This window comes from Streptomyces sp. MS06 (assembly GCF_047200655.1).
Taxonomy (GTDB): domain Bacteria; phylum Actinomycetota; class Actinomycetes; order Streptomycetales; family Streptomycetaceae; genus Streptomyces.
Genome location: NZ_JBJZOJ010000004.1, coordinates 1 through 12737, shown reverse-complemented (window position 1 = coordinate 12737; position 12737 = coordinate 1). Strand labels below are relative to the sequence as shown.

10 protein-coding genes and 1 pseudogene are annotated in these 12737 nt (G+C 73.2%); 9 read left to right on the top strand and 2 right to left on the bottom strand.

Annotated elements, in window-relative coordinates; genetic code table 11:
* Window positions 1-10 precede the first annotated feature (10 nt).
* The 6 genes from ACL02U_RS03055 to pgm all read left to right on the top strand — a co-directional run bounded on the left by ACL02U_RS03055 (window position 11) and on the right by pgm (window position 7901).
* Window positions 11-892, top strand: a complete 882-nt coding sequence (locus tag ACL02U_RS03055; RefSeq protein WP_412789014.1) for a diacylglycerol/lipid kinase family protein — start codon at window positions 11-13, stop codon at window positions 890-892.
* A 340-nt stretch (window positions 893-1232) separates the two neighbouring features.
* Complete coding sequence (locus ACL02U_RS03050) at window positions 1233-2354, top strand: lipid II:glycine glycyltransferase FemX (RefSeq protein ID WP_412789013.1); 1122 nt, start codon at window positions 1233-1235, stop codon at window positions 2352-2354.
* A 90-nt stretch (window positions 2355-2444) separates the two neighbouring features.
* Window positions 2445-3275: a PP2C family protein-serine/threonine phosphatase gene (locus ACL02U_RS03045; RefSeq protein ID WP_412789012.1), complete on the top strand. Its 831-nt coding sequence runs from the start codon at window positions 2445-2447 to the stop codon at window positions 3273-3275.
* Between the two features lie 50 nt (window positions 3276-3325).
* The gene (locus ACL02U_RS03040; RefSeq protein ID WP_412789011.1) at window positions 3326-4339 is read left to right on the top strand and encodes an MASE1 domain-containing protein; all 1014 of its coding nucleotides are present in this window, start codon (window positions 3326-3328) and stop codon (window positions 4337-4339) included.
* A 201-nt stretch (window positions 4340-4540) separates the two neighbouring features.
* Window positions 4541-5731 carry an alpha-lytic protease prodomain-containing protein gene (locus ACL02U_RS03035; RefSeq protein WP_412789010.1) on the top strand — a complete coding sequence of 397 codons (1191 nt, stop codon included), beginning with the start codon at window positions 4541-4543 and terminating at the stop codon, window positions 5729-5731.
* Window positions 5732-6263: 532 nt separating this feature from the next.
* Complete coding sequence (gene pgm / locus ACL02U_RS03030) at window positions 6264-7901, top strand: phosphoglucomutase (alpha-D-glucose-1,6-bisphosphate-dependent) (RefSeq protein WP_412789009.1); 1638 nt, start codon at window positions 6264-6266, stop codon at window positions 7899-7901.
* A 173-nt stretch (window positions 7902-8074) separates the two neighbouring features.
* Here pgm and ACL02U_RS03025 read toward each other — a convergent pair whose 3' ends face one another.
* The gene (locus ACL02U_RS03025) at window positions 8075-8572 is read right to left on the bottom strand and encodes a peptidylprolyl isomerase (protein ID WP_412789008.1); all 498 of its coding nucleotides are present in this window, start codon (window positions 8570-8572) and stop codon (window positions 8075-8077) included.
* 215 nt (window positions 8573-8787) lie between these two features.
* Here ACL02U_RS03025 and ACL02U_RS03020 point away from each other — a divergent pair, with 215 nt between their 5' ends.
* Window positions 8788-10974: a PI-PLC domain-containing protein gene (locus ACL02U_RS03020; protein WP_412789007.1), complete on the top strand. Its 2187-nt coding sequence runs from the start codon at window positions 8788-8790 to the stop codon at window positions 10972-10974.
* Between the two features lie 106 nt (window positions 10975-11080).
* Entirely contained in the window at window positions 11081-11293 is a 213-nt protein-coding gene (locus ACL02U_RS03015; RefSeq protein WP_412789006.1) for a hypothetical protein, read from the top strand.
* A gap of 190 nt (window positions 11294-11483) precedes the next feature.
* Here ACL02U_RS03015 and ACL02U_RS03010 read toward each other — a convergent pair whose 3' ends face one another.
* The gene (locus tag ACL02U_RS03010; protein ID WP_412789005.1) at window positions 11484-11921 is read right to left on the bottom strand and encodes a glutaredoxin domain-containing protein; all 438 of its coding nucleotides are present in this window, start codon (window positions 11919-11921) and stop codon (window positions 11484-11486) included.
* A gap of 252 nt (window positions 11922-12173) precedes the next feature.
* Between ACL02U_RS03010 and ACL02U_RS03005 the strand changes: the two are divergent.
* Window positions 12174-12737: pseudogene (locus ACL02U_RS03005) on the top strand (hypothetical protein); the annotation flags it as partial.

Genomic DNA, 12737 nt, shown 5'->3' with positions numbered 1-12737 from the left:
GGCACCACCGATGCGACAGTTCACCGCCGTCGTCAACCCCACGGCCGGCGGATCCGCCGGAGCCGCGGCACTGCTCGGCGTGGCCAGGCTGCTGCGCGCAGCGGGCGCCGAACTGGAGACCGCCTACAGCAGCAGCCTCGCCCACGCCCGACGGCTGGCGCGGGACGCCGGCGAGGACGGGCGGGTGGTGCTCGCCGTCGGCGGCGACGGCATGGCCGGCGCGGTCGGCGGAGCCCTCAGCGGCACCGGCGCGGTGCTCGGCCTCGTGCCCGCCGGCCGCGGGAACGACTTCGCCCGCGCCCTCGGCCTGCCCGCGGACCCCGCCGCGCTGGCCCGCGTCCTGCTGGAGTCCGCGCCGCGCGCCGTCGACACGGTCGAGGTCACCTCGGCCGTCCACGACCGCACCGTGGTGCTGGGCAGCGTCTACGCCGGAGTCGACGCCCTCGCCAACCTGCACGCCAACAACGCCCGGCTGCTGCGGGGCGCCGCCTCGTACTACGCCGGGGGGCTGCGCGCGGTGGCGTCCTGGCGCCCGGCGCGCTTCCGGCTCACCGTGGACGGCACCGAGCACACCCACGGCGGCTACAGCGTGGTCGCCGCCAACTCCGGCTACTACGGTTCGGGCCGCCTCGTCGCACCCGGCGCCCGCGTCGACGACGGACTGCTGGACGTGGTCGTGATCGGTGAGGCGCCCAAGCGGCTCTTCTTCACCCTGATGAACGAGCTCGCCACGGGCCGCCACGTCCAACGCCCCCAGGTGACGGTCCTGCGCGGCAAGGAGATCCGCATCGAGGCCGACCGGGACGTCCCCTACGGCGCCGACGGCGAGGTGGACGCCGCGCTCCCGGTCACCGCCCGGGTCCTGCCGGGGGCGCTCCGGGTGCTCGGCTGAGGGCGGCCGCCGGGGCGCGGGCCGCCGACGGTGCGGCCGGGGCCCCCGCGCCCCGGCGACCGGCGCCCTCGGACGGCTCCGCGCTGCCCCGGCGACCGACTCCCTCGGACGGCTCCGCGCTGCCCCGGCGGCCGGTTCCCCCGGACGGCTCCGCGCTGCCCCGGCGGCCGGACCCGCACCCGTCCCGGAGCGGGTCGGGACGTGACGGAGCGCGGGCCCGGCGTCGGCCGATGGGGCGGCATCGGCCTCCCGCGCCCATCTCCTCCGGCCGCGGCGGGAACGGATCGTCCGGTCGGCCCCGGTCACCGGTGCGGTGGGCCGCCGGAGAGAGGAGACGGACATGAGCTACCGCCTGAAGACGCTCACCCGCGAGGAGCATCTGGCCTTCGTCCGGGCCAGGCCGTCGGTCAGCCACACGCAGGTGCCCGCCTGGGGCGAGGTGAAGCCCGACTGGAGGGCGGAGAGCCTGGGGTGGTTCGACGGCGGCGGCCGCCTGGTCGGCGCCGGTCTCGTGCTGCTGCGGCCGCTGCCGGGGATCAAGCGCTACTTTGCCTACCTCCCCGAAGGCCCGGTCATCGACTGGAACGCGCCCGACCTGGAGCAGTGGCTCGCGCCGATGCTGGACCACCTGAGGTCCCGCGGGGCGTTCTCGGTGCGGATGGGACCCCCCGTGGCCGTACGCCGCTTCAGTGCCGAGACGGTCAAGGACGCCATCGCCGATCCGCGGACCCGCTCGCTGCGCGAGGTCACGGCCACCTCCCGGGACGCGCGGGCCCTGCACGTGGCGGACCGGTTGCGGGCGCTGGGCTGGCGCCAGAGCGAGCCGGACGCCGAGGGCGGCTTCGCCCTCGGCCAGCCCCGCCACGTGTTCCAGGTCCCGCTCGCCGGACGCACCCTCGACGACGTCCACCGCGGCCTCAACCAGCAGTGGCGGCGCAACATCAAGAAGGCGGAGAAGGCAGGCGTCAAGGTCGTCCAGGGCGACCACGACGATCTTCCGGCCTTCCACGAGCTCTACACCGAGACGGCGGCACGGGACCGCTTCCTGCCCCGCCCCCTGTCCTACTTCCAGCGCATGTGGACCGCGCTGCGGGCCGAGGACCCCGACCGCATGCGCCTCTACCTCGCCCACCACGACGGAGACCTGCTCGCGGCCGCCACCACGCTCACCGTCGGCGAGCACGTCTGGTACTCCTACGGCGCCTCCACCAGCCGCAAACGCGAGGTCCAGCCCAACAACGCGCTCCAGTGGCGGATGATCTGCGACGCCCACGCCGGCGGGGCGGCCGTCTACGACCTGCGCGGCATCACCGACACCCTCGACGAGGACGACCACCTGGTGGGACTGCTCCGCTTCAAGGCGGGCACCGGCGGAGAGGCCGTCGAGAACCTCGGCGAATGGGACCGCCCGCTCAGCAGAGTCCTGCACAAGGCCTTCGGCCTCTACATGTCCCGGCGCTGATGTCAGCCGAGGCCGGGACGGATATCATCCTTTAAGAGCTGAATCTAGGGTTTTGCCCTGACCGGGGCGCATGTCCTCGCGGAGTGATCGATGTCCCGTAAGCGCCCGACGGACGACGGCGACGAGCTGCTCGCCAGGCTCGGTGCGCTGACCGCTCAGGCCCGCGAGCGCGCGGAGCTGCAACGCTCCCAGGTCGAACTGGCCATCGCCCTGCAGCGCGGCATGCTTCCCAGGGACCTGCCGGCCGCTCCCGGCCTGCACCTGGCCGTGCGGTACTCGCCCGCCAACCACAGCCTGAGCGTGGGCGGCGACTGGTACGACGCCTTCGACCTCCCCGACGGCCGGATCGGCCTCTCCATCGGGGACGTCCAGGGCCACAACATCGAGGCGGCCGCCTACATGGGGCAGGTCCGGGTCTGCCTGCGCGCGCTGGCCTCCGTCTCCAGCGAGCCCGGCGAGCTGCTGTCCCGCACCAACGAGCTGCTCCTCTCCCTCGGCACGGACCTCTTCGCCACCTGCACGTTCCTGCGGCTCGACCCCGTCACCGGGCTGCTGGAGAGCGCCCGGGCCGGCCACATACCCACCGTCTGGGCCACTGCCGACGGGAAGTCCGGCATCGCGGACGACGGGGGCGGGCCCCCGCTCGGCGCCGTGGGCGGCATGGACTATCCGGTCACCCGCCACCGGCTCTCCATCGGCGGGGTCTTCGTGCTCGTCACCGACGGAGTCGTGGAAGGGCCGTCCATGAGCGTCGACGAAGGCCTCGACCAGGTCGTGCGCCTCGCCGGCATCGCCGCGGTCGCCGGGATGAACGCCTCCTCGCTCGCGGCGGCCGTGATCAAGGGGGCCGAACGGGTCGGACACGCGGACGACGCGGCCGTGCTCGTCGTCGGTCACGACGGTGCGGAGCGTCGGCCATAAGGCGGGGTGCCGCGCCGCTCGCCTCGCAGTCCGGGCGGCGGCGGTGTCTCATGGCTGCTGTGGTGGCTTCCCTCGACCTGCGCCGATCGGCCGGCTTCCTCGCACTGACGCTCGCCGTCGCCGCCTGCTACTTCGCGGCCGGACGGCTGGGACTCATGCGGCAGCTGGTCATCCAGGGCGCGGTCTTCACCCCCATCTGGCCGCCCACCGGCCTCGCGCTGGTCGCCCTGCTGGTCTACGGGCTGCGCTGCTGGCCCGGGATCGCCATCGGGGTCCTCCTCGTCATCATGTCCATCACCCCGCTGCGTCCGATCGCGCTGGTCACCGTGGCGAGCAACACCGCCGCGCCCGTCTGCGCGTACCTCATGCTGCGCCGGGTCGGCTTCCGCGCCAGCATGAACCGCTTGCGCGACGGGCTCGCCCTGGTCTTCCTCGGCGCGTTCGGCGCCATGCTGATCAGCTCGATCACGGGGGCCGGCGTGCTCGTCCTCACCGACAAGATCGCACCGCACAGTTTCTGGCCGGTCTGGCTGGGCTGGTGGGTCGGGGACGCGATGGGCGTGCTCCTCGTCACCCCTTCGCTGCTCCTGCTGCGCCGGGCCCGCCTGCCCGTGAACATGTCGCGGTGGAAGGAAGTCGTCGGGCTGACCGCGATCACCGCTCTCGTCGTACCGCTTTCCACGCACAGCAGCCTCAGCCTGCTGTTCCTGGTCTACCCCCTGCTGATCTGGACGGCGCTGAGCTTCCAGCTGGCGGGCAGCATCCTGTGCGCGCTCGCCACCTCCGTCCTGGCGGCCGCGGCGGCGACCGACAAGGTCGGCCCCTTCGCACAGCTGAGCAATATCGAAGTGATGGTCAAGCTCCAGGCCTTCAACGGGTCCATGGCCCTGACCGCCCTGCTGCTCTCGGCCATGATCACCGAACAGCGGAACACCCGCCGCTCGGTGGAACGCGCCTGTCAGGAACTGGCCGAGGTACTGGACCACCTCACGGCGGGCGACTCCGCGATCCGCCGCGGCGAGGCGAACGAGACCGACGGACCAGGCCCGTACGACACCCGCTGACGCGAACGGCGCGGTGATCCGGCGGAGCGAACCCGCCGCTGCGGACGTATGCCCCACCCTGTTTCGACATGCCCGGCGGACCGGGCCGGAATTGGCATGGACCTGACTCTCTGTCGCGGCTAGTCTTCCGGGCACTGTGTGAGAGCGCTCTCACCGATCGGTTGTTCCACCCCCACCCAGCCGGAACGACGAAAGGCCCCCATGAGACGCCCCCGACTCCTGCACGCAGGTCTCACCGCCCTGCTGCTCCTCGGTACCTGGACCGCCGCCGGAACCCTCCCCGCCTCCGCCGACGCCTCCGCCGACACCGCCACCTCCGCCGACACCGCCACCTCCGCCGACCCGGCACCCGCGTCCGACGGTCTGCTCTCCGCCATGCAGCGGGACCTCGGACTGACACGCACCCAGGCCGAGGCGCGACTCCAGGCCGAGCGGGCGGCCGGCGCGATCACCCCGAAGGCCCGCCGGGCCGCCGGCTCCGCGTACGGCGGCTCCTGGTTCGACGCCGCCACCGGCCGGCTGAACGTCGCCGTCACCGCGGACGCCACCGCGGACGTCCGCCGCGCCGTGCGCACCACCGGCGCCGCGGTCCGCACGGTCCGGCACAGCGAACGGCAACTCGACACCACCAAGGCGCGCCTAGACCGGCTGACCGCACCCTCCGGCGTGAGCGGCTGGCACGTCGACCCCGAGGCCAGCACGGTCGTCGTCGACGTGGTCCGGGACCGGCTCGCCGACAACGATGTCCGGCACTTCCTGACGCAGGCCCGGGCCACCCGCGGCCCGGTGACCGTCGAGACCGTCCAAGCGGCCCCCGAAACCCTCGCGGCCGGCACCGTCGGCGGCGACCCCTACTACACCGGCAACGTGCGCTGCTCCATCGGCTTCTCGGTGTACGGCGGATTCGTCACCGCAGGCCACTGCGGTCAGCCGTACGCCGCGGTCTACGGTTGGGACGGCTCCTACGTCGGCACCTTCCAGGGATCGTCCTTCCCCGACAACGACTACGCCTGGGTCAGCGTCGGCAGCGGCTGGTGGACCGTACCGGTGGTGCTCGGCTGGGGTACGGTCTCCGACCAGCTGGTGCGCGGCTCGGCCGTGGCACCGGTCGGCAGTTCCATCTGCCGCTCGGGATCGACCACGCACTGGCACTGCGGCACGGTGCTGGCCCGGAACGAGACGGTCAACTACAGCCAGGGCGCCGTGCACCAGCTGACGAAGACCAACGTGTGCGCCGAACCCGGCGACTCCGGCGGCTCCTTCATCAGCGGTGACCAGGCGCAGGGCGTCACCTCCGGCGGATGGGGCGACTGCTCCGGCGGGGGCGAGACCTGGTTCCAGCCCGTCAACGAGATCCTCAACCGCTACGGGCTGACCCTGCACACGGCCTGACCCGGCCGCCGCCGCGGTCACACCGGGGGCGCCGCCGGGCCACCACCCGGCGGCGGTCCCGCCCCGTCCACCGCCGCTCCCGCCCTGCCCGCCCGGCTACCCGGGCGCCCCACCAGTCCACCCGGGTTCCCCCGCACGCAACCACCGCGGGCGGCCGGCCCGTCGGGGCGCCGTCGCCGTCGCCGTCGCCGTCGCCGTCGCCGTTGCTGTCGCCGTTGCTGTCGCCGTCGCCGTTGCTGTCGCTGTCGCTGTCGCTGTCGCTGTCGCCCCTGCCGCGGCCCCGCCCGCCCGTTCGCCACGCGGGCGCACCGTCCGGGGCCTCGGTCCGACCGGGCACGACAGGGCCCCGGCAGCCACCGCACCTCCGCCTCGCCCACCCACCGCTTCCCCCGCGCCCCGCGGATCCCCACCACCGGATCGCCGGTCCGGCCGGATCGCCTGTCGTACCGGGCCGGGGGCCAACGCTCCCTCCGGCGGCGGGGGGATGATGAGTGAGCACACGAACACCCGACCGACGTGGAGGAGTGGACGCATGGACCAGCGAGCCGGGAAGCCCGCCGACCCCGAGGACCTGATCGACGTCGCCCGGCTGGTGACGGCGTACTACGCACTGCACCCGGACCCGGCCCGACCGTCGCAGCGAGTGGCCTTCGGCACCTCCGGGCACCGCGGCTCCTCGACGGCCGTGGCGTTCAACGAGGACCACATCGCCGCCACCAGCCAGGCCATCTGCGAGTACCGTGCGCTGCAGGGCACCGACGGCCCCCTCTTCCTCGGCGCCGACACCCACGCCCTCTCCGAGCCGGCCCGCACCACCGCCCTCGAGGTGTTCGCCGCCAACGACGTCACCGTGCTCATCGACAGCACGGACGGCTACACCCCCACCCCCGCCGTCTCGCACGCCGTCCTCACCCACAACCGGGGCCGCACCTCCGGCCTCGCGGACGGCGTGGTCGTCACCCCCTCCCACAACCCACCCGGCGACGGCGGTTTCAAGTACAACCCGCCGAACGGCGGACCGGCCGGTTCCGGCGCGACCTCCTGGATCCAGGACCGGGCCAACGAGATCATCGCCGCCGGTCTGAAAGAGGTACGGCGCGTCACCTACGCCAAGGCGCTCACCGCCCCGGGCACCGGGCGCCACGACTTCCTCGGCGCCTACGTCTCCGATCTGCCGGAGGTCCTCGACCTCGACGCGATCCGCGCGGCGGGCGTGCGCATCGGCGCCGATCCGCTCGGTGGCGCCTCCGTCGCCTACTGGGGCCGCATCGCCGAGCAGCACCGGCTCGACCTGACGGTGGTCAACCCGCTCACCGACCCCACCTGGCGGTTCATGACGCTCGACTGGGACGGCAGAATCCGCATGGACTGCTCGTCACCGCACGCCATGGCCTCGCTCATCGAGCAGCGCGACCGCTTCGACATCGCCACCGGCAACGACGCCGACGCCGACCGGCACGGCATCGTCACCCCGGACGCGGGCCTGATGAACCCGAACCACTACCTCGCCGTCGCCATCTCCCACCTCTACACGCACCGCCCGCAGTGGCCCGGCACCGCGGGCGTCGGCAAGACCCTGGTGTCGTCCGGCATGATCGACCGGGTCGCCGCCGACCTCGGCAGGCGCCTGGTCGAGGTGCCGGTCGGTTTCAAGTGGTTCGTCGACGGCCTGGCCGACGGCTCCCTCGGCTTCGGCGGCGAGGAGTCCGCAGGGGCGTCGTTCCTGCGCCGCGACGGCTCGGTGTGGACCACCGACAAGGACGGCATCGCAGCCGCGCTGCTCGCCGCCGAGATCCTCGCCGTCACCGGCCGCACACCGTCCCAGCGCTACGCCGAACTCACCGCCCGCTTCGGCGAGCCCGCCTACGCACGCATCGACGCACCCGCCACCCGCGAGGAGAAGGCCCGCCTCGCCGAGCTGTCCCCGGCGCAGGTCACCGCCGACACCCTGGCGGGGGAGCGGGTGACCGCCGTGCTCACCGAGGCCCCCGGCAACGGCGCGTCCATCGGCGGCATCAAGGTCGCCACCGAGAACGCCTGGTTCGCCGCCCGCCCCTCCGGCACCGAGGACGTCTACAAGATCTACGCCGAGTCCTTCCGGGGGCCCGACCACCTCCGCCGGGTCCAGGACGAGGCGAAACTCGTGGTCCTGGAGGCGCTGGGAGGCTGAGCCACCCGACGGGGAGCCCGGCGGCCGGGTCGGCCCCCGGTGCGGGACGTCCGGCACGCACCGGCGGCGCCCCCGCCCGCAGCCGCCCGGCGCCGTTCGGCCCCGGGCGGCATGGCGGCGGAGGCCCGGCCCCGACGGCGGCACGTCGGCCGGGCCTCCGTCCGGTGGACCGCTCAGAGCTGCCCGGAAGCAGCGATGGCGATCTTGGCCGAGGTGGCGCCGCTGCTGCTGCCCAGCGCCTCGATCTTCTTCACCACCTGCATGCTCTCCTCGTCGGCGACCTCACCGAACACGACGTGCTTGCCGTCGAGCCAGCCGGTGACCACGGTCGTGACGAAGAACTGGGAGCCGTTGGTGTTCGGGCCGGCGTTGGCCATCGACAGCAGGCCCGGCCGGTCGTGCTTGAGCTGGAAGTTCTCGTCCGGGAACTTCTCCCCGTAGATGCTCTTGCCGCCGGTGCCGTTGCCGGCCGTGAAGTCGCCGCCCTGCAGCATGAACTGCGGAATGACCCGGTGGAAGTGCGAACCGGCGAAACCGAAGCCCTTCTCGCCCGTGCACAGGGCCCGGAAGTTCTCGGCGGTCTTCGGGACCACGTCCTCGAAGAGGTTGAAGACGATGCGCCCGGCGGGCTCGTCGTTGATCGTGATGTCGAAGTAGGTCTTGATCGTCATGGCCTCATCCTCCCATCCGATGCGGGAGACGCCGAATCGAGCCGCACCCGCGTCCGCCGCCTGCGGCGGACGCCGAACGCCGCACCGGAACCACCGGCCGCCCGGCAAGGCCGGCCGGGCGGCCATGCCGGGCGCCGAACCGGGGTACCCGTAGACCACCCGGGCCCGCACGCCCGAGGCATCCCCCGGCGCCGACACAGGACGAGAATGGACCCATGGACGCACTGGCCCGCCGCTCGCTGTGGTCCTACGCGCTGATCTGGAGCGTGGCGGTGCTGAGCCTGACCGTGCTGGCCCTGGCCGCCGTCACCCGGAACACCCTCCTCAATCCCGGCTTCTACGGCCGGGCACTGGAGGACGAGCGGGCCTACCAGCGGTTCTACGACCAGGTGCTGGTAGACCCGCACAACGGGCCCGTCGTCCGCGACCTGCTGGGCAGGCTGCCCGTCCCGCAGTCCACCGTCACCGCCAACCTGAAGGTGGTGATCCCCGCCCAGACCCTGCGCGCCATGGGCGACCGGCAGATCGCCGAGGTGATCCGCTACCTGGAGGGCGACCGCGACACCCTGCGCCTCACGGTGGACCTCGGGCCGATCGTGGCCAACATCGAGAGGATCAGCCGGACCTACTTCGCCGACGCGGTCGCCTCGCTCCAGCAGCGCTCCGAGCCGGACTACCAGGCCTTCGTGGACGGTGTCGTGCACACGGCGGGACAACTGGTCGCCGGACACGCCCCCGTCGACGGGGTACCGCTGCTCGCCCTGTCCCACAACCAGGCGGTGGCGGCCACCAGCGTCCTCATGCGTCTCGTACCGGAATCCGAACGCGCCGGGCTGCGCCCCGAGGTGGAGGCCGCCCTGCTGGACGGCGACGTCGCCTCGGCGCTGGCCGCCGTCGCACCCGCCGCCGTCACGGACCAGGTGCGGGCGGCCGCCGCGCAGCTGCTGCACGACGCCCAGTCCCACCAATGGCTCATCACCACCGACTTCCGGCCCTCCGGACCGCTCGCCGACCACATGCACCGGGCACGCTTCTTCACACGCCTCTTCCAGGACGTGGTGGAGCCGTCCGCCGCCGTGCTCGGCGCCGCCGCGCTGACCCTGCTCTGGCTGGCCAGACCGGATCCGATCGCGCGCCGCCTCGTCCCGCTGGGCTGGGCCCTGACGGCAGCCGCAGCACTGACGGGCCTGGTGGCCTGGCTCGGCCGGCTCAGCGTCGGCGATCCCCCGTTCCGGCCCCCCTCCTCTTGGTCCCCGACAGCCGCCCGGCTGATCGTGGACGTCCAGACCAGGGCGATGGACCGGCTGCTGACCACCGCCACCCTCGTCACCATGATCCTGCTCGCCGCCGGCGCCCTGCTCGTCACGCTCGGCTGGGCCTGGCAGACCCGGCCCGGCCTGCCGTCGTTCCTCGAACCGCGCCACGGACTCACCCTGACCGCGGCCGTGTCGGTCTCCGCGCTCGTCGCCACCGTCCTGGCCCCCGTCGCCATGACCGGGGCGGCACCGCGCATCTGCCAGGGCAGTGCCCGGCTGTGCGGCATGCGCTACGACCAGATCGCCCAGGTCGCCGCGCACAACGCGATGGCCACCACCGCCAACCGGTTCATCGGGCCGCTCCAGGACCCCGACATCGTCGGCCAGTTGAACGCGGGCGTGCGGGTACTGCTCATCGACACCCACCACTGGGAGCACCCCCGGGAGGTCGCCGACCGGCTCGGCGACTCCGAGTTCTCCCCGCAGCTGCGCCGGCAACTGGTACGGGTCCTCGGCCACGTGGACCCGTACCGCCCCGGGCTGTGGCTGTGCCACTCGGTCTGCGGTGCCGGAGCGCTCGCCCTGACGCCCACGCTGCGGCAGATCGGCGACTGGCTGCGCGACCACCCAACGGAGATCGTCACGCTGATCGTGCAGGACGGCGTCAGCCCGGCGGAGACCCGGACCGCCTTCGAGGACGCGGGCCTCGACGACCTGCTGTACGTGCCCGACGAAGACCCGGACAAACCATGGCCCAAGCTCAAGGACATGATCGACGACGGTCGGCGTCTGGTCGTCTTCGCGGAGAAGGCGGACGGACCCGCCCCGTGGTACCGCAACTTCTACCGCTACGGCATGGAGACCCCGTTCGCGGTCCACAGCCCGCAGGCGATGACCTGCGAGCCGAACCGGGGAGGCACGGACAAGCGGCTGTTCCTGCTCAACAACTTCGTCTCGTCCGGCGGCGGCCGACGCCTCGACGCCGGCGTGATCAACTCCCGCCAGTGGGTCCTCGACCGGGTCCACGCGTGCGAGCGGCAGCGCGGCAGACCGGTCAACTTCATCGCGGTCGACTACGCGACGGTGGGGGACGTGGCAGGCGCGGTCGACACGCTCAACACCGAACGCCTCGACGGTCCGGGCTGAGCCGACTCCTGGGCCTGCCGCGCACCGGGGGCCGCCGGCGCCGGGCCGCCACACGGTCGGCGCACCCCGGCGTGCAGCCGCCCGGCACCGGCCGCAGGCTGGAGCCATGGCCTCCGCCCAGCCCATCGCGATCTACCCGCCTGCCGACGACGGAGGCCGACGGGTCCGCGTCGACGGCAGGTTCGTGGGGATGGCGTACGGTCTGCTGGACGTCATCGAGTTCCTGCAGCTGGCCGGACTGGAGGAAGCGGACGACGACTGGGTGCGCCGATCAGCACTGATCGAGTGGCAGGGCGGAGGCCCGGACGTCTGGCACTGACTCGCGGCGCGCTGTCGCGCCCCGACGCTGCACACCCGCCCCCGCACGGCAGCACGGCAGCACGGAGAGAACGTAAGCCGGATCGGCGGCCGCGCGCCTGCCGGCCGGGCGAGAGCGGCCCGCCCTCGCACACGCGGGGCCTGGCGCCGACGCCGTCGGCCCTCGGGCCGATCCCCCCGGAGCGCCGGACTCAGGTGTCCGGGGCGAGCTGTTCGCGGACCCAGGCGGGGTCCGGGTTGGTGTGCGTCCGGCCTGCCGCGACGACGGTCGGCACGGTCTCGTCGCCGTCGTTGACGGCGCGGACCGCCGCCGCGCCGTCCGGGTCCCGCCAGATGTCGACCCAGTGCAGCCGGCGGGCGTCGCGACCGAGCCTGAAACGCAGCCGCAGGCAGTACGTGCAGCCCGGCCGCCAGTAGACGATCGGCCGGCCGTCGGCCGCGCTGCGGCGTTGTGCCTCCCGCGCGGCGACCGACCTCGGGAAGACCAGTGGCGAGTTCACCGCGGCGAACGCCGCGAACAGCAGCCAGACGGCGGCTGCCGCGCCGGGGCCGGGACCGGTGACGAGTTCCGCCGCGAGAACCGAACCGCACAGGACGAGCAGTATCGGCAGTAGCCAGACGCGCTTCATACGAAGCAGGCTACCGACCGTCGGGGCCGGTGCACCCCGTGGGGCGAGCCGCTGGGCTGACTGCTCCTCAACCTGCCCGCTCCGCAACGCATCGGCACCTCCGAGCGGCGGACGCGGGCCGGGAAGTGAACGCCGGGAGAGTTGTGAATCCGGGAGGCGGATGAACGCCGACGGGGCGGTCCGCGTACAGAGGTGAAGCATTCGTGCCGGGCCCGCGCCGCGCCGGCCGCCCCTACGCGTAGGAGTACTTCCGTGAAACGCAACACGCGCAGACGCCCCAAGGGCGCACGTCGCGCGACCTTTGCAGCAGTCGCGCTGATGATGGGGGGAGGAGGACTCGTAGCGGCGAATGTCTACGCCTCCGCCACGGAAGGCAGTCCGGGCGGGGCGGCGAACCAGCAGCCGTACAGCGGCGGCGACGGGGTCGCGCCCGCGGGTGCCGCGACGATCGCCTGCCCGGATGTGGGGCAGCAGCTCACCGACGTGCCGAGTGCCGCGCGCGCCGCCGTGGACAAGGAGCTGGCCAACCTCGACCGGCAGGTCGTCGAGGCCTACGCCCGGCTGGCTTCGACGCGTCAGGAACAGCATCAGGACGCGTCGTTCGTGCAGAACGCGGTTCTCGGTCCCCTCGAGGACAAGCGCACCGCGGTCATCGAGCGGATCGCGATGGACCTGCACAGGGCGGGCGCCATGGCACCCGGGCAACTGGGCGATCTGGCCAAGTGCACCGCGAGCGACGGCGCCGACCAGGGCGGCCAGAACGGCGGCGGTCAGGATGGCGGCGGCCAGGACGGCGGCAACCAGAACGGTGGCGGT